At 35.2% G+C, this 25703-nt stretch carries 23 protein-coding genes; 17 read left to right on the top strand and 6 right to left on the bottom strand.

The features are described from left to right. The coding region (locus ABYK18_RS11330) for a putative bifunctional diguanylate cyclase/phosphodiesterase (protein ID WP_373036789.1) at positions 1–1584 on the top strand (1584 nt) is incomplete at its 5' end. Further along, the gene (locus tag ABYK18_RS11335; protein ID WP_373036790.1) at positions 1584–2138 is read left to right on the top strand and encodes a class I SAM-dependent methyltransferase; all 555 of its coding nucleotides are present in this window, start codon (positions 1584–1586) and stop codon (positions 2136–2138) included. The genes ABYK18_RS11330 and ABYK18_RS11335, both read left to right, overlap by 1 nt. 4 nt (positions 2139–2142) lie before the next feature. Here ABYK18_RS11335 and recO read toward each other — a convergent pair whose 3' ends face one another. Continuing rightward, positions 2143–2763 (bottom strand): recombination protein RecO, encoded by a 621-nt coding sequence (gene recO, locus ABYK18_RS11340; RefSeq protein WP_373036791.1) that lies wholly within the window; start codon positions 2761–2763, stop codon positions 2143–2145. 178 nt (positions 2764–2941) lie between these two features. On the opposite strand from recO, the gene gltB reads away from it, so the two are divergent. The 10 genes from gltB to ABYK18_RS11390 all read left to right on the top strand — a co-directional run bounded on the left by gltB (position 2942) and on the right by ABYK18_RS11390 (position 15236). Then, positions 2942–7381: a glutamate synthase large subunit gene (gltB, locus tag ABYK18_RS11345; protein WP_373036792.1), complete on the top strand. Its 4440-nt coding sequence runs from the start codon at positions 2942–2944 to the stop codon at positions 7379–7381. Between the two features lie 2 nt (positions 7382–7383). Further along, on the top strand, positions 7384–8769 hold the full coding sequence (locus ABYK18_RS11350) for a glutamate synthase subunit beta (protein WP_373036793.1): 1386 nt from the start codon (positions 7384–7386) through the stop codon (positions 8767–8769). Between the two features lie 250 nt (positions 8770–9019). After that, on the top strand, positions 9020–9643 hold the full coding sequence (locus tag ABYK18_RS11355; RefSeq protein WP_373036794.1) for a hypothetical protein: 624 nt from the start codon (positions 9020–9022) through the stop codon (positions 9641–9643). A gap of 233 nt (positions 9644–9876) precedes the next feature. Next, positions 9877–10722 carry an acetyl-CoA carboxylase, carboxyltransferase subunit beta gene (accD, locus tag ABYK18_RS11360; protein ID WP_373036795.1) on the top strand — a complete coding sequence of 282 codons (846 nt, stop codon included), beginning with the start codon at positions 9877–9879 and terminating at the stop codon, positions 10720–10722. Further along, positions 10722–11285, top strand: coding sequence for a thiamine phosphate synthase (locus tag ABYK18_RS11365; RefSeq protein WP_373036796.1), 564 nt, complete (start codon positions 10722–10724; stop codon positions 11283–11285). Before accD ends, ABYK18_RS11365 begins: the two co-directional genes overlap by 1 nt. Then, positions 11282–11740 carry a 23S rRNA (pseudouridine(1915)-N(3))-methyltransferase RlmH gene (locus tag ABYK18_RS11370; RefSeq protein ID WP_373036797.1) on the top strand — a complete coding sequence of 153 codons (459 nt, stop codon included), beginning with the start codon at positions 11282–11284 and terminating at the stop codon, positions 11738–11740. The genes ABYK18_RS11365 and ABYK18_RS11370 overlap by 4 nt, the downstream gene beginning before the upstream one ends. Positions 11741–11749: 9 nt before the next feature. Beyond that, positions 11750–12100, top strand: a complete 351-nt coding sequence (gene dksA, locus ABYK18_RS11375) for an RNA polymerase-binding protein DksA (protein ID WP_373036798.1) — start codon at positions 11750–11752, stop codon at positions 12098–12100. 16 nt (positions 12101–12116) lie between these two features. After that, positions 12117–13133 (top strand): hypothetical protein, encoded by a 1017-nt coding sequence (locus tag ABYK18_RS11380; protein WP_373036799.1) that lies wholly within the window; start codon positions 12117–12119, stop codon positions 13131–13133. After that, positions 13133–14086 (top strand): tRNA dihydrouridine synthase DusB, encoded by a 954-nt coding sequence (dusB, locus tag ABYK18_RS11385; protein ID WP_373036800.1) that lies wholly within the window; start codon positions 13133–13135, stop codon positions 14084–14086. Before ABYK18_RS11380 ends, dusB begins: the two co-directional genes overlap by 1 nt. A 10-nt stretch (positions 14087–14096) precedes the next feature. After that, a complete protein-coding gene (locus tag ABYK18_RS11390) occupies positions 14097–15236 on the top strand; it encodes a hypothetical protein (protein ID WP_373036801.1) in 1140 nt (379 codons plus the stop codon). Here ABYK18_RS11390 and ABYK18_RS11395 read toward each other — a convergent pair whose 3' ends face one another. The 3 genes from ABYK18_RS11395 to ABYK18_RS11405 are packed head-to-tail and all read right to left on the bottom strand — an operon-like array spanning position 15237 to position 16870. Next, positions 15237–16112, bottom strand: a complete 876-nt coding sequence (locus ABYK18_RS11395) for a hypothetical protein (RefSeq protein ID WP_373036802.1) — start codon at positions 16110–16112, stop codon at positions 15237–15239. Continuing rightward, complete coding sequence (gene fliN, locus ABYK18_RS11400; protein ID WP_373036811.1) at positions 16109–16411, bottom strand: flagellar motor switch protein FliN; 303 nt, start codon at positions 16409–16411, stop codon at positions 16109–16111. Before fliN ends, ABYK18_RS11395 begins: the two co-directional genes overlap by 4 nt. 36 nt (positions 16412–16447) lie before the next feature. Beyond that, positions 16448–16870 carry a chemotaxis protein CheX gene (locus ABYK18_RS11405; RefSeq protein ID WP_373036803.1) on the bottom strand — a complete coding sequence of 141 codons (423 nt, stop codon included), beginning with the start codon at positions 16868–16870 and terminating at the stop codon, positions 16448–16450. Between the two features lie 123 nt (positions 16871–16993). On the opposite strand from ABYK18_RS11405, the gene ABYK18_RS11410 reads away from it, so the two are divergent. The 4 genes from ABYK18_RS11410 to ABYK18_RS11425 are packed head-to-tail and all read left to right on the top strand — an operon-like array spanning position 16994 to position 23990. After that, entirely contained in the window at positions 16994–17725 is a 732-nt protein-coding gene (locus ABYK18_RS11410) for a sulfite exporter TauE/SafE family protein (RefSeq protein ID WP_373036804.1), read from the top strand. A 9-nt stretch (positions 17726–17734) separates the two neighbouring features. Further along, a complete protein-coding gene (gene uvrA, locus ABYK18_RS11415; protein WP_373036805.1) occupies positions 17735–20566 on the top strand; it encodes an excinuclease ABC subunit UvrA in 2832 nt (943 codons plus the stop codon). 56 nt (positions 20567–20622) lie between these two features. Continuing rightward, complete coding sequence (locus ABYK18_RS11420; RefSeq protein ID WP_373036806.1) at positions 20623–21999, top strand: multiheme c-type cytochrome; 1377 nt, start codon at positions 20623–20625, stop codon at positions 21997–21999. Next, complete coding sequence (locus tag ABYK18_RS11425) at positions 21999–23990, top strand: diguanylate cyclase (protein WP_373036807.1); 1992 nt, start codon at positions 21999–22001, stop codon at positions 23988–23990. The genes ABYK18_RS11420 and ABYK18_RS11425 overlap by 1 nt, the downstream gene beginning before the upstream one ends. Here the strand turns inward: ABYK18_RS11425 and ABYK18_RS11430 are convergent. Together ABYK18_RS11430 and ABYK18_RS11435 are read right to left on the bottom strand one after the other, a co-directional pair. Continuing rightward, positions 23985–24881, bottom strand: a complete 897-nt coding sequence (locus ABYK18_RS11430; RefSeq protein ID WP_373036808.1) for an AEC family transporter — start codon at positions 24879–24881, stop codon at positions 23985–23987. The genes ABYK18_RS11425 and ABYK18_RS11430 overlap by 6 nt on opposite strands. Continuing rightward, positions 24882–25256, bottom strand: coding sequence for a winged helix-turn-helix transcriptional regulator (locus tag ABYK18_RS11435; protein WP_373036809.1), 375 nt, complete (start codon positions 25254–25256; stop codon positions 24882–24884). It abuts the gene before it with no gap. 130 nt (positions 25257–25386) lie between these two features. Here ABYK18_RS11435 and ABYK18_RS11440 point away from each other — a divergent pair. Beyond that, on the top strand, positions 25387–25703 hold a 317-nt coding region (locus tag ABYK18_RS11440; RefSeq protein WP_373036810.1), incomplete at its 3' end, for an iron-containing alcohol dehydrogenase.

Consider the following 25703-nt stretch of genomic DNA (forward strand, 5'->3'; position numbering starts at 1 on the left):
CAGGCTGTTAGCAGCGTAGAGGAAGGATTACAGAAAAAGTATAACTACTCTTTTGATAAGTTAAGAAAAAATGCAAAGACTCTAAGTATAGATGCTATAAACCCGTTTGGAAAGGAGATGATATTTGGTATTACCTATGATTCAAAATATCATCTGTGGGTAACGGTACAAGGTAGCAAATCAGATGTTTTATATGAATTCTATAATGTAGCATTACTTTATGTGACTCTTTTTATTTTAATATTTTTAGCATTTTATGTGCTCTTTGACAATATCTCAACATCTGAAAAAAGAAAAAATGAAGAGCTTGTTTTTCAAGCACAACACGACACTCTTACAAACTTGCCAAATAGAACGTATATGTATGAAAATATACGTAAGTGGAAGGCTAAGCATGGAACAAAATATTATGTTCTTTATATAGACTTGGATAACTTTAAAAATATTAACGATAAGTTTGGTCATACTGTTGGAGACAAAATATTAGTAGAAGTAGCGCATAGATTAGCAGAATATTTTGATAAAGACGACATGCTTATCAGACAAGGTGGTGATGAGTTTATAGTTTTAAGAGAGTGTAAAGATGAGAAATATCTAGAGGCTCATATACAAAAATTAATAGAGTTAATATCTAAAGTTTATCATGTTGATAACAAAGAGTTTAGAATCGGTATGAGTTTAGGTATTTCTCAGTATCCAAAAGATGCTACAACGATAGAAGAGTTGCTTAGTCTTTCAGACACTGCTATGTATGAAGCCAAAAAACGAAAAAACTCATATTGTCTTTTCTCAGAGAAAATGCGCCATAATAACATAGTAAAATCTGATATAGAACATGAACTTCGTGGAGCAATAGAAAAAAATGAATTATGGATGGCTTATCAGCCACAGATAAATGCAGATGGAACTTTTTACGGCGTTGAAGCACTTGTTAGATGGGATAATGAAAAATTAGGGTATGTAGGACCGGATAAGTTTATTTCGGTTGCTGAAGATACTGGACTTATGAAAGATCTTGGTGATTTTATTATAAAGAGTTCTCTTAGAGATATAAAAACAATATATAAAGAACTAAATACTAGGTTTTCTTTGTCTATAAATATCTCAGTGGTTCAACTTTTAGAATCAGATTTTTTAGAAAACTTGTTGAATATTATAGTGAACGAGAGGTTTGAGAAGTCATTTTTAACACTTGAGGTTACAGAGAGTCTATCTATAGAAGATTTAGATGAAGTACTTCCACTTCTTCATGCTGTGAGAGAGGAAGGTATAGAAATTTCTTTAGATGATTTTGGTACAGGCTATTCATCTCTTAGTGTTTTAAGAGAACTACCTATAAATGAGCTTAAAATAGACAAGAGTTTTATAGATAAGATACTCTATGATAAAAGAGAAAAAGCCCTTGTTCAGAGTATCATAAACATAGGTAAAAACTTTAAGATGAAGACCCTCGCCGAGGGAGTTGAGAGTCTAGATCAGGTAGAAGAGTTAAAAATATTTAACTGTGATATCTTTCAAGGGTACTATTTCTCAAAACCGCTCTCCAAAGAGCACTTAACTAAATATTTAAAAAAGGAAAAGTAATGATAGAAGACAAACAAAGATGGAATGAGAAGTATTTAGAGAAATCGCAACAGGAAAATGTTTCAGCTATTATCGAAAAGTATATAGATTATGCAAATGTTGGGCAGGCTTTAGATATCGCATGTGGAACAGGAAGAAATACTCAGTTTCTTGCTCTAAAAGGTTTTGAGGTAGATGCAGTTGACATTTCAGATGTAGCATTAAAAGAGATTAAAAAAAGTTCAAATATAAAAAAGATAGATGCTGATTTAGACAAATACAATATCACTCCTAGAAAATATGATTTAATAGTCAATATAAACTATCTAAATCGCCGACTTGTACCTCAGATGAAAGATGGCTTAAAAGATGGAGGACTAATTATATTTGAAACTTTTTTACTGGCTCACGGTGAGTTTAATCTACCGACAATGAACTTAGAGTATCTTTTAAGAAAGAATGAGCTTCTTCACTCTTTTATCGGTTTAGATGTTATCTACTATGAAGAGAAGATTGTTACAAATATAAAAGGCGAGAGAGTTAAAATTGCATCTCTTGTTGCTAAAAAAGGGTAAGTCTTTACAAGCCCTCAAGCAGAACATACCAGAGTCTGTCTACTTCTTTATCATTTAAAAATATGGATGATTTGTTTTTAAAGAGCTCCATAAGAGCTTCTTTATTTATGCCAAGAGTATGAGAGCAGGCTTTATGCGTCGGTAAGAATGCCCGTACAAGAGATATCTCTTTGTCTTGTATAGGTAAAGAACATAAAAAACAATCCAAATCTTTATGAAGTCTTCCCTCATTTTCTAAAAGTTTTACATATGATTCAATTGCTACTCTTTTTGGGTTTTGTTTATCCCATTGTTGCGATGCGTTGTCTATAAGTTCAAAGTAAAAGTCATCAAGCTCCTCTGCATCCATCAAATGTTTGTGAAACAGGGCTATAAAGTCTTGCCATAGACGCAAAAGTTTATAGTCGTTAATCCATTTAAAACCTATATGTATGACATCTTTTAATCTTGAAATGGTCGATTTCGCAGAAGATTCCTTTTCATAGTCTATTTTAAAACCAAGGTTTATGACCCCGTGCCTTGCTCCATAGAATCTATAAAGGTTATCTAAGCTACCCTTTGTTACTATGGTGACTATTAAATCTTCATCTTTTACTTTATTAAGATTGATGATATAACCTTGCATCTTTCGCTTCTTTTATACACATATTTGAAATTTACATTAAAAATCTTCCCGGTATTATACTTTTTTAAACCTTTAAATAGTACAATACAAGACTTTGTCTCTAAATAGACTAAGTATCTTTAAAAAGAGATTAAATTTATATAAATTTAGTAACAAATTTACAAATTTGGGAGTGATTATGACACAACATCATGATTTATTGAGGTCATTTAAGGATAACTGTGGTTTTGGACTTGTAGCCAACATCAAAAACAGAGCATCTCATAAGGTTCTAAACGATGCAGTTACTGCATTAGAGAGAATGATGCACCGTGGTGCTGTTGCAGCAGACGGAAAAACAGGTGACGGTAGTGGTTTACTACTTTCAATGCCAGAAGAGTTTCTTCGTATTGAAGCTTCTAAAAACGGTGTTGAACTGCCTAGTCAGTTTGCAGTTGCATCTGTCTTTACAAAAGATAGAGAGCACTTAAAGACAGTAGAAGAAGTGTGTATAAATAATGATTTAAAAATAGTTTTAATTCGTGATGTGCCTATTGATACAAATGCCCTTGGTGACCAAGCCATAGCTTCACTTCCTAATATAGTTCAGCTTTTTATTACTCCAAACTCTATTATGGCTACAAATAGATTTGATGCACTTTTATATCTTTCTCGTAAAGAAGCAGAGCACAAACTTGTTGAAGACAGAGATTTTTATATCTCTTCAATGAGTTCAAAAGTCCTTTCATATAAAGGTCTTGTAATGCCTACGCATATTAAAGAATTTTACAAAGATCTTCAAAGTGAAGATTTTAAAATTTCATTTTCATTATTTCATCAAAGATTCTCAACAAATACTCTTCCTGAGTGGAGACTGGCTCAACCTTTTCGTGCTGTTGCCCACAACGGTGAGATTAACTCTGTAGAGGGTAACCGTATTAATGTAAAAATCAAATCCGAGTCTATTAAGAGTGAGGTTTTTACAGAAGAAGAGATACAAAGAATACTGCCAATTTTACAGCTTAACTCTTCAGACAGTGCATCTGCAGATAACTTTTTTGAGTTTCTTATAGTAAACGGTATGGACTTTTTTAAAGCTGTACGCGGTGTTATTCCATCAGCTTGGCAAAACGCTCCGCATATGGACCCTGAACTTCGTGCATTTTATGAGTATCATTCAACTGTATTTGAAGCGTGGGACGGACCTGCAGCATTTTCAGTGACAGACGGTCGTTATATTGGCTGTGTACTTGATAGAAACGGTCTTCGTCCTTCAAAATACATCGTTACAAAAGATGATAACCTTCTTATCGCCAGTGAGTACGGTGTTGTCGATATTGCAGAAGAAAATATCAAAGAAAGAGGTCGTCTTCAATCAGGTGAGATGATAGGACTTGACCTTAAGTTTGGAAAACTTCTTAAGAATGAGCAGATCAATGACTACCTGAAAAGCTCAAACCCTTACATGAAGTGGTTAAATGAGCACATGATCTACCTGCAAGAGCATGTAGAAGTCCAATACACTGACAAGTGTGATTTTGAGACAGAAAACTTTATCAAAAGACAGAGATTCTTTAACATTACTCAAGAAGTAATTGAGCAAGTAATTGAACCTATGATAGTAGAAGGCAAAGAAGCTGTAGGTTCTATGGGTGACGATACTCCTCTTGCGGCATTTTCAAACAAACAAAGAAACTTCACTGATTATTTTAAACAAAAATTTGCTCAGGTGACAAATCCGCCGATTGACCCAATCCGTGAAAAAGTTGTTATGAGTTTAAACACAGGTTTTGGTGAGATTCACAATATCTTAGATGAAATCCCAAGCCATGCACATCGTCTAAAATCTATTTCACCGATTATTACTCGTGAAAAACTTGATGTGTTAAAATCATTTGGAGACAAAAGCTCGCCTCGTTATCAGGCTTTTTACCATAACTCTACATTCTCGACTGCTTACACGGGCTCTCTTAAAGAGGCTTTAGATGCATTAGTGACTAAAATAGTGGATTCTGTGAAAAACGAAGGCACAAGAATCATTATCTTAGATGATTATGAATTTAGCTTAAATAACAAAATTATGCCTATGGCTATGGTAGTAGGTCGTCTGAACTTTGCACTGTTAAAAGCAAAAAGCCGTCATCTTGCTTCTATTGTCTGTATTACGGGTGAGGTTGTTGATTCTCACAGTGCGGCCGTACTTATAGGTTATGGTGCTAGTGCTGTTCATCCGAACCTTCTTTTTTCAACAGTTATCGATAAAATAAAAAACTCTAAGATGATGACAATGGATTGCAGCGAGGGTATAAAATCAGTACACAGTTCATTGAATGCGGGTCTTTTAAAGATTATGTCTAAAATGGGTATTGCTACAATCGCATCTTACCGTAATGCTGGATTGTTTGATGTTCTTGGACTTAATGATGAGATTGTCAGGGAGTGTTTTGAGAGTTCAAACTCAGAACTTGGCGGACTCGGCTATGATGATATTGATGAGAGAATCACCAAGTATCATAAAGAAGCGTTTGTAGAAGACGGCTTCAAGAAAATATTTCCGTTAAACATAGGCGGTTTTTATAAATTTTATAGCGAACAGGAACATCATGATTTTGGTCCTGCCGTTATTCACGCTATTCATGCGGTAGCAGATAGCGGTAAAACAGAAGATTACAATAAACTCAAAGACTTGGTAAATAAAAGAGGTCTGAAATTTATTCGTGATTTCTTTGAACTTAAATCTGACAGAAAAGCTATTGATATCTCAGAAGTAGAGCCAAAAGAGAAGATCTTTAAAAGATTTGCATCTGCTGCTATGAGTCTTGGTTCTATATCTCCTGAAGCTCATGAGACTATTGCTATTGCCATGAACAGAATCGGTGCTCAGTCAAACTCCGGTGAAGGTGGAGAAGACGTTGAAAGATTTGGTACAGAGCGTAATTCTAAAATCAAACAAGTCGCATCCGGTAGATTTGGTGTAACTCCTGCTTATTTAAGAAGTGCCGAAGAAGTTCAGATTAAAGTCGCTCAGGGTGCAAAACCGGGTGAAGGTGGACAACTTCCTGGACACAAAGTAAGTCCTCTTATCGGAAAACTTCGTCATACTGTTCCAGGTGTTACTCTTATCTCACCTCCGCCACACCACGATATTTACTCTATTGAGGATTTGGCACAACTTATCTTTGACATTAAACAGGTAAATCCTAAGTCAAGAGTAGCGGTTAAACTGGTTTCTACTATAGGCGTCGGTACTATTGCTGCAGGTGTTGCAAAAGCATATGCTGATAAGATTATCATCTCAGGCGGTGACGGCGGTACCGGTGCTGCTCCACTTACTTCCATTAAGTTTGCCGGTAATCCATGGGAAATCGGTCTTAGTGAAGCACACAACGCTCTTAAAGCAAATAATTTGCGTGGGTTGGTTGAAGTACAAGCGGATGGTGGTCTTAAGTCCGGTCTTGACATTGTAAAAGCAGCACTTTTAGGTGCAGAATCTTACGCATTTGGTACCGGTGTTCTTACTATAGTAGGTTGTAAGATGCTTCGTATCTGTCACGTAAATAAATGTTCTGTCGGTATTGCAACTCAAAATGAAAAACTTCGTGAAGAGTTCTTTAAAGGGCATGTTGACCAACTTATTAACTATTTTACTCTTTTGGCTGAAGATATTCGTTCTATTATGGCTGAACTTGGTTTTAAAACTATGGAAGAGATGATTGGTCGTGTTGACCTGCTTAAAGTCGTTGATGATGAATTTGCAAAGAAGTTTGACTTCAGTTCTATTCTTCATCAAGAAGCAGGTGTAAACACTCATCAGCAAAAATTCAATCATCCTTTTGATGACAATGCGTTTGAAAAAGATGTTTTAGTAGAAGCTATGAGTGCTATCAAGCATCCTGAACATCCAATACGTATCGCTAGAGATATAAATAATGTTCATAGAAGTTTTGGTGCATTAATCTCCGGTGAAATCGCTCAATACTACGGAGATGCAGGACTTAAAGCAGATACTATAAAAATAAACCTCACAGGTATAGCAGGTCAAGCTCTTGGTGCATTTTTGATTCACGGTGTATCGATTTACTTAAACGGTGTGGCAAACGACTACATAGGTAAAGGTATGCATGGCGGTAAGATAGTTATCACTTCTAAAAATGAGGGTGAAGAGTATAGTGCAGGCGGTAATACTTGTCTATACGGTGCTACAGGCGGTAAACTTTATATTACGGGTTCAGTAGGTGAGAGATTTGCTGTTCGTAACTCCGGTGCTTTAGCTATCGTTGAGGGCTCTGGAGACAATGCTTGTGAATATATGACAGGCGGTGTCGTAGTGATCCTAGGACGTACTGGTATCAACTTCGGTGCAGGTATGACAGGCGGTGTAAGTTTTGTCTACGATGAAGACCACAGTTTTGTTGAAAATGTCAACCGTGAGCTTGTAGAAGCTATACGTATCGACACAGATGAGGGTGCGGATGCTAGACATCTCCTTAAAAAATTACTAAAAGATTATTTGGTTGAGACAGAGAGTGTAAAAGCAAAAGAACTGCTTGACAACTTCAGAGTAGAAGTAAGAAATTTCTGGTTAGTAAAACCTAAAAACTTAACAAAACTACCTCTTAGTGTAGATAAAGGAGACTAATTATGAAAGAATATTTAAAAACTGAGAGACTAGACCCTGCAAAAAGATTAGTCGTAGAGAGAACAAAAGATTATGGTGAGATTTATGAAGTGTTTGACCGTGCAGATGCAGCATCTCAGAGTGAGAGATGTATTCAGTGCGGTGACCCGTTTTGTCTAAACAAATGTCCGCTTCACAACTATATTCCTCAGTGGCTAAAAGCTGTTGCCGAGAAGGACTTGGAGTTTGCATTTAAACTATCAAATGAGCCTTCTCCTTTTCCCGAAGTTATGGGTAGAGTATGTCCGCATGACAGACTTTGCGAGGGTGACTGTACTCTAAATGACGGGCACGGTGCTATTACTATCGGTTCTATTGAGACTCACATCACAGAAGATGGATTTAAAGCAGGTTACAAACCTGAATTTCCAGGAATCACTACTGATAAAAGTGTTGCGGTTATAGGAAGCGGTCCTGCGGGTCTCTCTGCTGCGACTTACCTTCTTCGTTCAGGCATCGCTGTAACTATGTATGAGAGAGGTGATCGTGCGGGTGGACTTTTGACTTACGGTATTCCTAACTTTAAACTAGACAAAAAAATAGTTGAACGTCGTGTAAAACTGCTTGAAGAAGCTGGTCTTAAACTTGTACTAAACTGCGAAGTAGGCAAAGATATTGCTTTTGAAGAGATAGCAAACGCTCACGATGCGATGTTTATAGGCGTTGGAGCTACTAAAGCAAAAAAAGCATCTTTAGTCGGTGAAAAAGCCAGCAATGTTTACGATGCAATGGATTACCTGACTGCGATGCAGAGAAAAAACTTTAAGCTTCCGTATGACAAAAAGTTTGACTTTAAAGACCTTAATGTTGTAGTTATCGGTGGTGGTGATACTGCTATGGACTGTTTAAGAACTGCAAAAAGAGAAGAGGCTAGAAGTGTCAACTGTCTTTACAGAAGAGATGCACACAACATGCCTGGAAGTAAAAAAGAATATAAAAATGCTATGGAAGAGGGTGTAAACTTTACTTTCTTGGCATCTCCAAAAGAGATTATTTTAAATGAAGACTCAAAAGCGGTAGCTGTTGAGATCATTAAAACAACTCTTGGTGCAAAAGATGCAAGCGGTCGTCAGAAGATGGAAGAGGTAAAAGGCAGTGAGACAAGAATTAATGCCGATGTTATCATCATGTCTTTAGGTTTTGACCCCGAAGTTCCTTCTTTTTTAGCTGAAAACGGCATCGAGACAAACAGCTGGGGAGGAATCATTATAAATGAAGAGACTCACGAAACAACTACTTCTGGCATCTACGCAGGCGGTGACTGTTTCAGAGGCGCAGACCTTGTTGTAACAGCAGCTTACGATGGACGTGAAGCAGCTAGAAGCATCGCTAAGTCTCTGCTTAAGTAATTAGGCTTTTTTATCTTAATCTCACTCTTTTGAGTGGGATGTTCTGTCTTATATACTTCATATAAATTAACACTTTCAATAAGAAATACTTGTGGTAAAATTTATCAATATTATCAATAAATTTTGACATAAGTATATCTAAAATAATTTTATTCATTACAGATTCAAATTACAATAACATAAAAGAAATAACTTATAATATATTTGATAATATACCCAAGATATAACAAAAATTTACAAGAGAAATGATATGAAAAAAATTATATACATTTGTGTGCTCCTTAGTTTTACAATCAGTAATATTTCTGCAAAAAAGTCAAATTTTACAGCGTCTGCAGCTATAGTCGGGATGAGTATGGACTATAGTGAGTATGATAACAGTGGAAATATACTAGACAGTGAAGAGTCTCCTTATTCGGACATAACAGGTGCTGAAATGAGCTTTGGATATGTGTTTGATAGGGATGAGCTAGAGTACTCACACATCAAAATAAATTTACTGTTACTTAGCGGTGAGACTAAATATATAGGCTCTTATCTTGGAAGCGGACAACCTTACGGAAGTGTGGTCTCTAAGACACAAAATACTATATGGGATACAGATGTTTCATTTGTACACACAAATATTTACAGAGATAATTTTGAGTTTAGTTACGGTGTCGGGCTTGGATATCGTGAGTGGGAAAGAATCCTTTCTGCTTCACAGGTAGAAGTATATAAATGGTACTATTTGAAGCCCCTAATAGGACTTAATGTTAGCGTAACAGATAGAGTGAAACTTGGTTTAAATGTTGAGTATCAGCATGGTTTTGAGACTATTATGACATTATCAAATCCTAAACTGGATTTTACTCTCGGCGGAGCAAATATATGAGAACTTTCTATTCCTATTTCTTATAAATACAACAATAATTTAGACTTCTTTTTTGAAGCAACTTATCAAAAGCAGAGCATAACAAAATCAGCTATTGAGTACTCAGGTAGCACAGGATATTATGAACCTGATAGCACAGCAAATAACAATTATCTAAAATTAGGTGCCGCATTTAATTTTTAAAGTATAAATACGCTATAATCGCGGATAATTTTATAGAATAAGGATATTTTTTGAATCTCTTAAGCATTTTTTCTTTTAGCTCTGATAAAAAACAAGCAACTAAAAACGAATCATCTTCTCACTGGGTAAAGTGTAAATCATGTCACTCTCTTATGTACTATAAAGAAGTTGAGAATCAAAATTATGTATGTCCTAAGTGTGGTTTTCATCTTCGCATAGGCGTAAAAGAGAGAATTCAACTTTTAGCAGATGAAGATACGTTTGTAGAGTTTGACGGAAATCTTGAACCCGTAGATCCACTGAAATTTGTAGATTCAAAAGCATATACGAAAAGAATCGAAGAAGGTTTTGCAAAGACCGGAAGAAAATCATCTGTAGTGAGTGGTGAGATGAAACTAAACGGTGTTCCTGCACAAGTAGTGATCTTTGACTTTGCTTTTATGGGTGGATCACTTGGTTCAGTTGAGGGTGAGAAAATTGTAAGAGCAGTTAATCGTGCAATACAAAAGAGAGAAGGTCTGATTATTTTAAGTGCCAGCGGTGGTGCTAGAATGCAGGAAAGTACATTTTCTCTTCTTCAAATGAGTAAGACTTCAGCTGCACTGGCAAAACTGGCAAAACATAATATTCCATATATCTCAGTGCTTACTGACCCTACAATGGGTGGTGTTAGTGCATCTTTCGCTACTCTTGGGGATATTATCATTGCAGAGCCTGGAGCTCTTATTGGGTTTGCAGGACAGAGAGTTATAGAGCAGACTATCGGTTCAGCTCTTCCTGATGGCTTTCAAAGAGCAGAGTTTTTACTTGAAAAAGGTTCTGTTGATATGATTGTTAATAGAAACGAACTTAAAAAGACCCTTTCAGACCTACTAACACTTCTTAAAGCGGCGTAATGCGACTTTATGCGTTATGCGACCAAGAACTGCTTGATAACAGAGGACTTTCATTAGAAGAGTTTCTTGACACAGCAAAGCTTCATAATGCTGAAATACTTCAATATAGAAATAAAAATGCCGACATCGCTTTTATAAAACAACAGTTAATCTTTATCAGAAAAAATTATGACGGGTTTTTAATAGTAAATGATGCTTATGAGCTTGTGGATTTTTGTGACGGTGTACATGTAGGACAAGAAGATTTAAAAGCTATTGATGAAGATGTGTTTAAAGCAGTAAAAATTCTTAGAAGCGTCATAAGCAAAGAGAAAATTTTAGGCATTTCTACTCACAACGAAGAAGAAGTCTTTCAGGCTAATGAAATGGACTTAAACTATATAGGTTTGGGTGCGTACAGAGATACGGCTACAAAAAAAGACATTTCAGGTGTTCTTGGATCAAAGTTAGATGAAATTGCTTCAAAATCAAAACATTTAGTAGCAGCCATAGGCGGTGTGAAACTGGACGACAGTTTTAGCAGTGTTACATATCATGTTATAGGAAGCGGACTAATAAAGTGAAGATAGATATTGTTTCTATAGCAAAAAAAGAGCGTTCAACTTATGATCCTCTTTATAAAGAGCTTACAAAAATGATTTCTCGCTTTGCAAAAGTACAGGATATAGAGATATTTCCAAAAGATGTAGCAAAATCACACACTATTTCACCGGAAGCTTCAAAGCAGGCATATACAAGGGCTTTGGAGCCTTATATGGACAATGGATTTTGCATAAGTTTACATCCTGATGGAAAATTAATCGATAGTTTTGAATTTAGTAAGCTTTTAAATGATAGAATGTCCATTAAATTTTTCGTAGGCGGTGCTTATGGCTTTGAGGATAGCTTTTTAAAAAAAAGTGATGCTGTCATAAGTTTAGGAAATATTACTATGAGTCATAAGATAGCAAAAGCAGTTTTGCTGGAACAGATTTACAGGGGTTTTTCTATTTTAAGCAACCACCCATATCACAAGTAAGGATAGTCAGTGCAAGATAGTGAGTTAAACTACTTTAAAGAGATATTAGAAAGTAGAAAAGAGCAAATAGTTAAAAACATTACAGGTGTTAATGATGAGCTGGACCAGCTTAATTCTTTAGAGTTAAATGATGAGGGCGATCACGCATCTGTTAATAATAACTCAATGGTTGAGAGTGCAATCGTCACTCAACAAGAAAAAGAGCTCAGAGAAATACAAGTAACTTTAGGAAAAATCGCTAATGGTGATTATGGAGTTTGTGAAATGTGTGAAGATCCGATAGGGTTTCAACGTTTAAAAGTAAAGCCACATGCGATATACTGTATTGATTGTAGAGAAATCGTAGAAAAATCCAGTTAATTTAAGGAGTAAATTTATGTATATAAAAAGATATACAATAGCGTCATTAATCTTGATTACTTTAGTAGGATGGTATGTATTTGCATACGTTTCTCAAGATACAACTGCTATAGAATTGTTTGGTGTTTCATTACCGTCATTTCCTATTGCGGTTTGGGTTATTGTCCCTCTTGTAATTCTATATATTGCTAGTGTTTTTCATATTTCGTTTTATTCTATGTTGTCAAATTTCAAACTTCGCAAGTATGAGAAAGATTATGAAAAAATTATAAATGCAATTGCTGATGCCTATTTGGCAAAAGATGAAAGAAATCATACATATAAAACTCCTAGATATCAACTTTTGGGTTCTATAATCGATAATACGACTCTATTTCCTACTGAGGCTTTAAAAAAAGGTACTCACAATGAAAAACTGGACGCTGTTTTAAAGATTATAGATGATATTAAAAACGGTGAAGTTGTAGAACTTAAAAAGTACTCATTGAAGCCAAATAATGCGTTGGTTATTCAAAATGAAAGAAATCGTTACAAAAAAGGCGATATCAATGCTGAGTATATACTAAATCATGCTTCAAACTATGATGAAAGTCTGGTTAAAGAAGCATATTCAGATATTGTCAAAACTGCTCCTTTGAGTGTGATAGAACAGCATAAGTCTTATTTAACTAAAGAGACGTTGTTTGTTGTTTTGTCTAGGGTTAATGCCCAAGAAGATACATTGGAAATCTCAAATGAAGCATTGATGGAGCTACTTAATATTTTAGAACTAGATACAAAAGATCTTATAAAAGTTTCTAGTACTCTATCTACAGGTATGATTCCGGAACAGAGAATTAAACTCTTTGAGACATTGAGTGAAAAAAGAGAAGATGCGGTTGAAGCTTATCTGTTTACATTGTTTGATTTAGAGATGCTTGCCCCTGCAAATGATTTACTGCACAACACACAAGATCATGAGTACTTAAACTTTAAAGCTTACAGTGCATTAAAAGAGTGTGGTAAGAACTTTAATATTAATTTGTTTATTTAATGATTGAAAAACTTTCTTTTGACAAACCTATCTATGTCCTGGCTCCATTGGCCGGGTTTACCGACTTACCCTTTAGAAGTGTCGTAAAAAAATTTGGAGCCGATCTCACCGTAAGTGAGATGCTGAGTTCAAACGCACTTGCCCACGGTTCAAAAAAAACTCTGCATATGCTTCAAAAAGCGTCGATCGAAGACCCTTACTCTGTTCAAATAGCAGGGTCTGACGTTGATATAGTAAAAAGTGCAGTGGAAGTTTTAAACGAGCATGAGGGTATAGATATTATAGACTTGAATTGTGGATGTCCTGTTCCCAAGGTTGTAGGACACGGAAGTGGAAGCTCTCTGCTTTTAAACCTGCCTCTTATGGGTGAGATAATCAGAACAATAAAAGATACTTCAAATAAAAGTCTTACAAGCGTTAAGATAAGACTTGGTTTTGAGAAGAAAAACCATATAGACATTGCAAAGATGGTTGAAGACAGCGGGGCTGATTTTTTAGCTGTTCACGGCAGAACACGTGCAGGAAAGTTTAAAGCTGCTGTTGATTATGACGCTATAAAAGAGATAAAAGAAGCTGTATCTATCCCTGTTATAGCTAATGGCGACATAGACTCTTATGAAAAAGCAAAGTGGGTTTTAGAGCATACGGGGAGTGACGGTGTTATGATTGGAAGAGGTGCTGTAGGTGCTCCTTGGATTTTTCATCAGTTAAAGACAGGAAGTCAAAGTATTGACAATAAAATTAAGCATGATATAATCATGGAGCACTTTGATAAAATGATAGAGTTTTACGGCGCACACGGTGTACCGATGTTTAGAAAACATACACATACATACTCTAAAGGTTATAAAGGTGCTTCAGCATTAAGAAACAGTGTTAACCAGATATCTGATATTGGTGAATATAGAGCTGTTATAGATGACTTTTTTAAAAATAGTAAGCAGGTAACTTGATGGTAAATTCATGTTAGAAATAAGTAAGTCTATAAAAACATTAGATGATAGTGATATAAGTGATAATATTTTTCACTATGATTATAATGTTAAGCATCTATTATCTTTGATAAGAAAAGGTGTAGATGAGGAAGACACTCTTTTTCTAAGCTCCTATCGCTCTTTTGAAGGAGAAGTATATGAAAACTTTATATATGAAAAACTTTTAAGATATGCTGCGCAAAACGATGAAATTGAGAAGTTTATTCTCAAAGGTTTTCATCAAGGCAGACAAAAAGCACACGCAAACACCCTTTCAATCAGTGAAAAACAACAGATAGTATATAGAACAAAAAGCAGAGAAATCAGTGAGTTTGATGCTATGATCATTACTAAAAACAAAGAACTTTACTTTGTTGAGATGACACTTGTCAAATCTGTTTTGAAACTAAGAAAAAGACTTAGAAAGAAAAAAGCACTGCTTGAGATAATCTTTCCTGACTACGAGATAAAAGCACTTATTATATTGAATGAAGGTGCTACGGGAACCAGACAGTTTCCATCTTACTGTAAAGTATGGTTTACACAGGAATTTTCCGCTAAAAATGTGTTAGATTATATTAAAGACACAGATGCAAAGCAATTGGCACCAATTGCTCGTGTTAAGTCACCTAAGATGATTGAAGCACATGCTCTGAAGCTTTATCCGTTTAGGTATTACAACACTATGTCATGGATTACAAAAACATTAAGAGCTCATAAAAAACATATTATAGATATGAATTTTTTAATGAAAGACACAATTCAAAGGTATCATGACTTGTATAATAAGTTTTATGTAGGCTATATGAGCGTAGAGTCTGCCAGAGATTTATTGAATTTAGAAGGTGAATATCCTGAAAATCAAAGAGTTGTCGTGGCGTTAGAGAAAAAATATAGCGATGAGATAGTTCTAACGTACTATATACAAAAAGGGCGCAAGAATTTATTGTTATACTCTTTTGAAGATGATAAGATCACAAAAGAGAAAAAAGATCCTTACGGCATAACTGTGACGGAAGTTTTTCATATAAGCAAGATGATGAATGAGGGTTATGAGCTCAATATGTCAAATATAAAAATGATTAAAAAATTACTATTAGAGAGATTTGAAAGAAATTCTTCCAAATAATTAAGCTTCATAAGATATAGAAGCTGCTCTCTCTTTATACGCCTGTAAAGGCTCTTTAGGCTTTTCTTTTACAGATAAAAATTCTTCAAGCTCTTGATGTCTGTCTCTAAGTATTGTTTCAAAATCTTCTTGGGTTGCAGGTTTGTTACCTGTAAACTTGTCTAATAGTATATTGCTGGAACCCATCAGAACAAGATAGCTTTGATCTGCAAAATCAAGCATAACAACATTGTTTGAACTATCTATATTTTTTTGAAACCTTATGGATACACTGTTTTGTATATTTTCCTGAGTCGCCGGTTGTGCAGGTTGGTTTTCTTTAAACAGCCATGATTTTTGCTGTGTCTGATTTTTTACAAGCGTTGCTTTCTTTTTTATGAGAAAAAGAATTAAAATACCTATAATCAGTATGGCAATCACAATGTAGTAATTTCGAGCCATTTCATCATCTTTTTTAGTAGGAAGGTTTGATAACGGATTGGAGTTTGTTTGCAGTGAAGTTTTTTTATTCTGTGTTGCAACTTTTGGACTAAATCTTAATCTTAGACCGTAAGAATCTGATGTTTTAGAAGCTTGAAAATTTACAGATTCAGGAACAGAAGCTACTACCTGAGTATACCCTGACATAGGAAGTATATTTATTGAATATAAGAATTTTGAAGAAAGATTTTTTAATTTTGCAGATTCTATTTCGGCATCTGTGAGTTTAATAATAATCTTGGATTTTGAAGTGCTTTGCTTTATGCTTCCTTCATAAGGAGTGTCAAAAGTTATCATCACATCAGCTCTGTCAGTTCTGTCATAAATATTGTAACTTAAGATTTTTGAGGCGTTAAGAATTAGAGGAAGAAGAAATATTAATAAAAGTCTGATCATAGTCTCTCTTTTGAAAGGTGATATAAAACGGCACTTGAGTCTAAAACTTCATTTATACGAATAGCAAGGTTTTTTTCATAAACCATGACTTCGCCTTTACCTAAAATACGACCGTTTACATATGATTCGACACTTTCTCCTGCCGGTTTTTTTAGGTCTATGATGGAGCCTTTTTCCAGTTTTAGTATTTCTGCAATCGTTAGTTCTGTTTCACCAAGATCAGATACAAACTCTACTTCCATATCCAAAAGACCGCCATAGTTCATCCACGATAGCTCTTTGTCAGGGTTAAAGGGAATTTTTTCTTCACCGTAGTTATTCTTATGTTTGCTCACTTACAGTTCCTTGATTGCAATTATCATTTCATCATTTTCAATTTTTATGATTTTGGCTTCGTCATATTCAAAATCAAAATTATCTACCTTTTCAAAGCGCGGTGTGCTAATTGTATATTGGTTTTCATCTGCTTCTTCAGCAATCACTTTAGCACTTCCTACAATCATGTTAGCAGTCTCTAATGTCATATCTATCAAAGTTTCCTCATCACTATCATCTTCTTCTAAAAAAAGCTTTGATATACGTTGCATAAAACTAGTATCAGATGCTATATAAACTCTATGTGTTTTACCATTTTCGACATCTATATCTACGTAAGCAATAAGCGTTCTCTTTTCGTTAATCCCGTCACTTACCATATGTGGTTCGCGGATTTGATGAATACAAAAGTTCTCTGAGGCTTGAATTATTGTTTTTAACATTTATCCCCTTTAATCAACTTGATTATACTTCATTCAATCTCAAAGCAAAATTAAAGTATGAAGAATAAAACAACTATAAAGCCTACTCGGGGTATAATTCGCGAAAAGTTTTAATGGTGCTTAATGATTGAATTGATGTCTCTTGGTGTAACTGTTGGATTGTTATCTGGCTTCTTCGGTATTGGAGGCGGAACTATTTTAGTACCTCTGCTTTTACTATTTGGATATGAGACAAAAATCGCAATAGGTATAGCAGTAGTTCAAATGGTTTTTAGCTCTGTTTTTGGAAGTTATCTTAATAATAAAAAAGGCACGTTAGATGTAGCGATGATAAGCACTATCGGCCTCGGCGGTTTTATTGGGGCACTTATTAGCGGTAGTATAACATCTAGTTTCGATGATAAAACATTAGAAATTATATTTTTATCTTTTGCGATTTTTGCGTTGTTGAGATTGTTTGTTAAGACAAAAGAAGAAAAATCCCAAAAAAATGTCAGTAAACCGCTTCTTTTTATTATAGGTTTTATTTTGGGTGCTCTTAGTATGACAATAGGTGTCGGCGGCAGTATTATGCTTGTCCCTATATTGGTCGGTTTTTTGCATGTGCCATTAAAAAAAGCCATTTCAGCAGGTCTGTTTTTTGTGGTGTTTTCGTCAATGGCAGGTTTTATATCCCATGCGAGACTGGGACATATAGATTTTGAGAGTGGCGTTATTATAGGATTGGCTTCTTTAGTGGGTGTTTATTTTGGCATCTATTTAAAAGATATAATCAGTAATGTTTTACAAAGAAGACTTATGGTTAGTTTTTACTTTTTAGTAGTGATATATTTAGTTCAAAGAATATTTATTTAGAGGTTAGACATGAAAAAAAAAGATTCAATAATTATAACTGGTGCGAGAGAAAATAATTTAAAAAATATAAGTTTGTCAATTCCAAAAAATGAATTGGTTGTAATGACAGGTATCAGTGGAAGCGGTAAGTCAACACTTGCTTTTGACACACTATATGCCGAGGGACAAAGACGCTATATGGAGTCTCTTTCTTCTTATGCCAGACAGTTCCTTGATCGTGTAGGAAAACCGGATGTAGACAAGATAGAGGGACTTACTCCAGCCATAGCAATAGACCAAAAGACTACATCTAAAAATCCCCGCTCAACCGTTGGGACTATTACAGAGATATATGATTACTTTAGACTTCTTTATGCACGCGTCGGGGTTCAGCATTGTCATAAATGTAACAAAGTGATTTCCCAGATGAGTGCATCTGATATTATAGGAGAAGTTGCTAAACTCCCAGAAGGTGCAAAACTCGTACTTTTAGCTCCTCTTGTACGTGAGAAAAAAGGTTCATATACCGATATGCTGGAATCTCTTGTCCATAAAGGTTATGTGAGAGCTATTATAGATGGTGTTATGGTTAGGCTTGATGAAGAGATAGAGCTAAGTAAAACAAAGAAACATACCATCAAAGTGGTCATTGACAGAGTTGTTGTGAAACCAGAAAATAAAGAACGTATTGCAGCCGATGTTGAAAAAGCTCTTAAAGAGAGTTACGGTGAGTTGGAAATTGATATATTAAATCATAAAGAACTCGGTTTAAATGTATCTCAGATGCATTATAGTGAACATAACGCTTGTTTTGACTGTAAGATAAGCTTTGACCCACTTGAACCGCTCTCTTTTTCGTTTAACTCACCAAAAGGTGCTTGTCATGAATGTGACGGTTTAGGACTTCGCTATGCACTTGATCATGATAAGATAATAGATATAGATTTATCTGTAGAAAAGGGTGCTGTTAAAATAGTTTACGGTTTTAACAAGGGCTATTATTTTACATTTTTAAAGGGCTTTTGTGCTCACAATGACATAGATATTACAGTTCCATACTCAGAGCTTCCTGAACATCAGAAAAAGGCTATTTTACACGGTGGTATAGATGAAGTTAGCTTTCTTTGGAAAAACCATGAAGTCAAAAGAGTCTGGCCTGGAATAATCAAAATAGCCTACGATATGTTCAAAGATGAGAAAGAGCTTGCTGACTATATGAGCGAAAAAGTTTGTAATGTTTGTAACTCTCACAGACTTCGTCTTGAATCTTTGGCTGTTAGAGTAGGTGATAAAGGAATCTCTGAACTTCTTGATATGCCAATAGCTAAAAGCTATGAGTGGTTTGCACAAGAAAATAATTTTTTATATCTGGATGCACAAGATACGCAGGTAGCACAGCCTATATTAAATGAGATAAGAGAGAGATTGTATTTCTTGTTTGATGTCGGTCTTGGTTATATTACTCTTGGTCGAGATGCCAGAACAATCAGTGGCGGTGAGGCCCAAAGGATTCGCATCGCATCTCAGATAGGAAGTGGGCTTACCGGTGTTTTATATGTTCTTGATGAACCGAGCATCGGTCTTCACGAAAGAGATACGTTAAAGCTTATCCGTACTCTTAGAAGTCTTCAAGAAAAGGGCAACAGTGTTATTGTCGTCGAGCATGATAAAGAGACTATAGAAAATGCAGATTTTATTGTAGACATTGGTGCAGGTGCTGGTAAATTCGGCGGTAATGTCGTATTTAGCGGAACTCTGGATAAACTCAAAAAAGCCAAAACCTTGACTTCTGATTATCTTTACGGAAGAAAGAAGATAGAGTATTTTTACAGACGTCCTCAAGGTAAATACATAGAGATAAAAAATGTCACTCTCAATAACATTGAAAATCTAAGTGCAAAAATCCCGTTAAATAACTTTGTTTGCATTACAGGAGTGAGTGGAAGCGGAAAAAGCTCCTTGATGTTGCAAACACTTCTGCCGACTGCAAGAGAGCTGCTAAACCATGCAAGAAAAGTAAACAAGGTCGCAGGTGTTGAGATTACGGGACTTGAGCATGTCGACAAAGTTATCTATCTTGATCAAAGTCCGATAGGCAGAACACCAAGGTCTAATCCTGCAACCTATACGGGTGTGATGGATGAGATAAGAAATCTCTTTTCTCAAACAAAAGAGTCTCAGATTCGCGGATATACAACTTCAAGATTTAGCTTTAACGTTAAAGGCGGCAGATGCGAGAAGTGCCAAGGCGAGGGTGAGATTAAGATAGAGATGCACTTTCTGCCGGACATTATGGTCAAGTGTGATACTTGTTTAGGTACAAGATACAATCAGCAGACTTTGGAAGTGTTTTACAAGGGCAAGACAATTTCAGATGTCTTAAATATGAGTGTGGATGAGGCGTTTGAATTTTTTAAACCAATTCCGAAAATACATCAAAAGATGAAAACTCTTGTCGATGTAGGTCTTGGTTATATCACTCTTGGTCAAAATGCAGTGACACTCTCGGGCGGTGAAGCGCAGAGAATCAAACTGAGTAAGGAGTTAAGCCGTAAAGATACGGGTAAGACTCTTTATATCTTGGATGAACCGACGACTGGACTTCACTTTGCAGACGTTGACAGGCTTACAAAGGTTCTTCATCACTTCGTAGAACTCGGGAACTCTGTTCTTATTATCGAGCACAACTTAGATATGATTAAAAATGCTGACTGGATTATAGATATGGGACCCGAAGGCGGCTCAGGCGGCGGTCTTATAATTGCAGAAGGCTCACCGGAAGACTTGGCAAACTCTCATAAAGATAATGGCAGTTACACAGGCGCATATTTGGAAAAAGAACTTGTCTTGCATAAGGTTTAATTTTGGTTTATAAAAAATAAGAGTAGGATTTAACATATGGGTGATAAAGAAATATTATGAATAAAAAAGTGATTATATCTATATTTGCAGTTATATCTTTAATAGTTGTTTTTGTTTACAAGTATGATGATGTGCATTCAGATATAGATGAATCACCAAATTATGTTGGTTCCGAGAATTGTAAGTCTTGTCACCAGACACATTTCCAGAGCTGGAAACATAATACTCTGCATCCGCTTATTTTCCGCCCAGTGAGTGATATTTCAATGATTGTCGGAGATTTTGAGCAAAAGAATTCCTTAGTTACCTTTAAAAAAGAAGATATAACTCATGTTGTAGGTTCGAAATGGGAACAGGTATATATGAGAGTCATAGATGAGGAATACTATCCTTTTACCGCCAAATGGATGATTACTGCTCAAAAGTGGGTTCCGTATAAAGTACATAAATGGAAAGAGACACCCGCTTCTACTAAGTGCAATGGCTGTCATACAACCGGTTATGATGCAAAAACTTATAATTTTTCTGAGTTTGGAGTAACTTGTGAAGCCTGTCACGGCGGTGGTAGTTTACATGTAAAACATCAAACTATGGTTGTAGATGCAGAGTGTAGTGTCTGCCATAGTAAACCTCACACGGGAGATGCTGATATTGTCATGTCGACAAAATCAACAGTATGTGGGCAGTGTCACAGTAGAGGGCAAAGTATGAGAGCCGGAGTAGACGGTAAAATTACAGCGTTTAATTTTCCTTTAGAATATAAACCAGGAAATGATATCAGCAGTAGTTTTGTTCCATCGAGTGTAAACAATGATAAGAAAGGTAAAAACTGGTGGGGGAACGGTGTCTCTAAAAATCGTCATCAGGAGTTTGCAGATTTTTCTTTTTCAAAACATGCTAAATCATTGGATGATTTAAGACAAAAGAAAAATCCTCACGGTGGAGAAAAAAATGATGATTGTTTGCAATGCCATTCCCAAGATTACCGTTCAGCAAAAAAAGGTGAAAAGCCTACCCTAAAAACTGCCAAACACGGACTTACCTGTGTGACATGTCATGAACCGCACGGAATAGACAGAAATATTAAAGGCAATGCAGGAGCCAATAAATGCGGAGAGTGTCATCTAAATGCATATGCTACGCTTGAACAGACTAAAAAACATTTTCCGTGCCCTATAGACAAAGTAAATTGTGCTGATTGTCATATGCCTCGTATTGTTAAAACAGGAGGAGATTTTACAATCAGAAGCCACGCTTTTAGAATCATCCCGCCTTCGGCATCTGCAAAATACAAAATGCCGAATTCTTGTCAAAACAGCGGATGCCATGCTGATAAATCAAATGAAGAGATGCAGAGAATATTTCATGAGAACTATCCAGATCTGAAAATTGAACCTATCAAAGAAGCTCTGCAAGAAGGTATAAAAAAATAATGTCAAAGCGCGTTATTGTTCCTATAGCTTTTAAAGTATCTTTATTTTTTATATCTATATTTTCTATTATACTTCTCGTAATCGGTATTTATTTTTATAAAGAGAGTGAGAGCACAGTAAAAGATATGGTCAATAGACAGTTTAAACAAGCATTAAGTATGGCTGATAATCATATCGAACTACTTAAACAGTTAAACAAAACCCTTGTCAATAATCTTGCCGAAGATCATGAATTGATTAAGTATATAGCATCAAATGATATGCATAAATTGAAAAATTTTATTGCCGATAAGCGTTATGATATACAGTGTGATCAGATAATTTTACTTGACAACAAAGCAAACCTTATAACACAGTCGGGAAGTATTCCATTTGAAGGTCAGATGCTCCAAAATTTGCAAATTGTCGAAAAAACTTTAAAATGGCAAAAATCTTTTACAACTATTATTAGACAATTTGATATTTTTGTAATTTATGCATCTACTCCTATTATTATCGATAATAAAGAATGGGGGATGATGCTTATGGGTTTTAGTATGAATCATGCTATGATGAAAAATATAAAAAAAGACACTGTAATGGATTTTACAATTATCGGTGACAGAACGGTAGCAGCAACTTCTTTGAAAATAGATGACGGACTTATGAAAGATTTACCTATGCCTTACTTAGACTATCTTTGGCTTTTAAAATATCCGGATAAGTTTTATGAAGTAAAAATAGGTACTAAAGAGTATTATTTAACTGCACATCCACTAAAAGATATGGATATTACTTCTACAGCTTCGATTATGATGGCATACCCGTCCGCAGAGATAAAAAAACATGAAGAGCATTTGATAAAATCAATCTTGATAGCTATGCTTTGTGCGTTTGTTTTTTCTGTCATAATTATTTTAATATTTGCAAAAAAAGTTCGTAATATTTTTCAGATGATGATTACTCAAACCCAAAAAATAAAAGATGGTGATTACGAACAGCGTTTGGAACTCCATACAAATGATGAGTTTGAGCTTCTATCTAAAAATTTCAATTCTATGAGTAAATCTCTAAATAGACAGCATAAAATCATTGTGGAACATACAAATTCTTTAGAAAGCAAAGTAAAAAAAAGAACAAAAGAATTAAATGAACAAAAACAATCATTGGAACATATTTTAGACCTTCATACAAGTATGATTCTTACAATCGAAAAAAATGTGGTTCTTTATGCAAACAGAGCTTTTTTAAACTTTTTTAACATAGATTCTGTAGAGTTTATTAAAGAAAAGGAACATTTACCTGAATTGTTTGGAGTAGATGCAGCGTATTTTAAAGAATTTGATTCTATAAAAAACTTTATTACTTCCCTTTTGAATACTTCAGAAAACACTCTTGCCATATATTCCAAAGAAGGGATACGTAAAGTCTTTGAGATAGATTTCATCACTATGGTTGGAAAAGACGCAAGAGAAGTCGTTATTTTTAACGATGTTACGCGTTTGAGTAAAGAAAATGAACGCCTTGAAAAACAGGCTACTCGCGATATATTGACAGGACAATATAACAGAGTTAAGTTCAACAAAGAACTTGACAAAGCGCTTTATGCGGTAAAACGTTATGATGAAGTTTATTCTCTTGTTCTTTATGATATTGATAATTTTAAAAATATAAACGATACATATGGACATATTGTCGGTGATTACGCATTGGTTACACTTTCAGATATGTTTTATAAAAGAAAACGCCCAACAGATATATTTGCCCGTTGGGGTGGGGAAGAATTTATAATACTGCTTCCTTCAACCAATGAGAATGATGCGCAAAAATTTGCAAACTCTTTGCGTGAAGAGTTGGAAGCTTATAGTTTTAAATATTTTGGAAAACTTACCTGTAGTTTTGGTGTAACAAAAATATTGAAAGATGATACTGACAAAACAGTGTTTACCCGCGTTGATTCAGCTCTTTACTATTCAAAAGAACACGGTAAAAACATGGTTACTATTTCATAAAAACGTAGATAAAACCCAAGTAGTAAAAAAAGAGAGCAGTGTTCCATAACCTACGATGGCAGAGCTTAGCCTTGGAGCCAGACCTGCCATAGATGCTACCGCTCCCGCTGTAATCATAGGCCCCATCCCGGCTTCCATAACAGATACTAAAGAAGCTTGATTATTCCATGAAAAAATCATAGATATCATAATAGCCAATATCGGAGCTAATATCAGTTTTACACTTAACGCACTGACAAAAGGTTTTATGTCTTCGCTGGGCAGTTTAAACTTTAACTGTAGTCCTACAGCTACAAGAGCCAGCGGGACTATTGTGCTTGCCAGTGACGATAAAACACTTGTAATTACTGGATGAAATGTAGTTCCTATAAAAAACAGTGCCACCAGCAGAGATAAAAACGGCGGGAATGTAATAATCTTAAGAGCTATGGCTTTAACATTTACATCCTCTGCACTTGAATAGTATGCAGAGATAAAAGTACCGTAAGTGGAGAGCATTATAAATGAACCAAGTTGGTCATACATCAAGACATAAGGCAGTGCAGAATCTCCAAAATATGCCTGTATGACAGGAATACCTACAAACGAGGTGTTTCCCAAAACACCCACAAGCATTAAAGCTCCCGTGACTTCTCTTGAAAACTTTAAAATCTTAGATAGGTAGAAAATCACAAAAGCACTTACTCCCATCACAATCCAAGCCGTAATAACGGGTATAAGGACTTCAAAAGAGAAGCTAAGCTTTGGTATCTGCAACAGAGCCATAGCAGGCAGTGAAATATATAAGATGAATTGGTTTAATATGATGGGAGTATCTTTTGCAAAGACATCCCCTTTGTTGATGATATAGCCGATAAACAGTGCTACAAATATAAGGGCGAAATTTTCCATTTATCTTTTAAACAGTTTTACTTCACATGCATTGTTGCCGGAGATTGTACCAAACTCTTCTACATAGTCTATACCCCAGTTAAACATACTCTCTAAAACAGGTCTTAGTTTTTTACCAATAGGCGTTAATGAATATACAACTTTTGGAGGAACTTCCGGAAAAACCTCTCTATGGATAATATTTTTACTTTCAAGTTCTTTTAGTTTTACCGTTAAAGTCTTTTGAGTTATCTCAGATATCTCTTCGTGCAGGTCTTTAAATCTTTTATCATTCTCGAGTAGATGCCAAATAACACTCATCTTCCATTTGTCGTTAAAAATATCTAGAGTTACCCCTACGGAGCACTTAAACTCTTTGTCATTTACATAGTACATAATATTCCTTGTAGTGTAATTATAGCATAAAGTAAATTTAACTCTATTACTTACCTAAAGTATCGTAAGGGATAATTAAGTTCATAAGCTATATAATTTTCAAAAGTTAATAAAATAAGGACACTCCAAGATGAATGATTTTATGTATCACAATCCTACTAAAATAGAATTTGGTAGAGCAAAAGAGAATAATATAGGTCAATATATTAAAGAAACAAATATCGAGAGTGTATTGCTGGTATATGGAACAGGCAGTATCAAAAAAAATGGACTATATGAGCGAGTTATAGCATCTTTAAAAAATAGTGGCATCTCTTATGAAGAGCTAGACGGTGTTGTTAGTAATCCACTTTTAAGCAGAGTAAATGATGGTATCAAAATAGTAAAAGACAAAAATATTCAAGCTGTTCTCGGTGTTGGCGGCGGTTCTGTCGCAGACTCTGCTAA

This window comes from Sulfurimonas sp. (assembly GCF_041563495.1).
Taxonomy (GTDB): Bacteria; Campylobacterota; Campylobacteria; order Campylobacterales; family Sulfurimonadaceae; genus Sulfurimonas.

Coding starts and splice junctions, on each gene's coding strand:
- ABYK18_RS11335 (WP_373036790.1), top strand. CDS start 1,584: ATGATAGAAGACAAACAAAGATGGAATGAGAAGTATTTAGAGAAATCG.
- recO (WP_373036791.1), bottom strand. CDS start 2,763: ATGCAAGGTTATATCATCAATCTTAATAAAGTAAAAGATGAAGATTTA.
- gltB (WP_373036792.1), top strand. CDS start 2,942: ATGACACAACATCATGATTTATTGAGGTCATTTAAGGATAACTGTGGT.
- ABYK18_RS11350 (WP_373036793.1), top strand. CDS start 7,384: ATGAAAGAATATTTAAAAACTGAGAGACTAGACCCTGCAAAAAGATTA.
- ABYK18_RS11355 (WP_373036794.1), top strand. CDS start 9,020: ATGAAAAAAATTATATACATTTGTGTGCTCCTTAGTTTTACAATCAGT.
- ABYK18_RS11365 (WP_373036796.1), top strand. CDS start 10,722: ATGCGACTTTATGCGTTATGCGACCAAGAACTGCTTGATAACAGAGGA.
- ABYK18_RS11380 (WP_373036799.1), top strand. CDS start 12,117: ATGTATATAAAAAGATATACAATAGCGTCATTAATCTTGATTACTTTA.
- dusB (WP_373036800.1), top strand. CDS start 13,133: ATGATTGAAAAACTTTCTTTTGACAAACCTATCTATGTCCTGGCTCCA.
- ABYK18_RS11390 (WP_373036801.1), top strand. CDS start 14,097: ATGTTAGAAATAAGTAAGTCTATAAAAACATTAGATGATAGTGATATA.
- ABYK18_RS11395 (WP_373036802.1), bottom strand. CDS start 16,112: ATGATCAGACTTTTATTAATATTTCTTCTTCCTCTAATTCTTAACGCC.
- ABYK18_RS11405 (WP_373036803.1), bottom strand. CDS start 16,870: ATGTTAAAAACAATAATTCAAGCCTCAGAGAACTTTTGTATTCATCAA.
- ABYK18_RS11410 (WP_373036804.1), top strand. CDS start 16,994: ATGATTGAATTGATGTCTCTTGGTGTAACTGTTGGATTGTTATCTGGC.
- uvrA (WP_373036805.1), top strand. CDS start 17,735: ATGAAAAAAAAAGATTCAATAATTATAACTGGTGCGAGAGAAAATAAT.
- ABYK18_RS11420 (WP_373036806.1), top strand. CDS start 20,623: ATGAATAAAAAAGTGATTATATCTATATTTGCAGTTATATCTTTAATA.
- ABYK18_RS11425 (WP_373036807.1), top strand. CDS start 21,999: ATGTCAAAGCGCGTTATTGTTCCTATAGCTTTTAAAGTATCTTTATTT.
- ABYK18_RS11430 (WP_373036808.1), bottom strand. CDS start 24,881: ATGGAAAATTTCGCCCTTATATTTGTAGCACTGTTTATCGGCTATATC.
- ABYK18_RS11435 (WP_373036809.1), bottom strand. CDS start 25,256: ATGTACTATGTAAATGACAAAGAGTTTAAGTGCTCCGTAGGGGTAACT.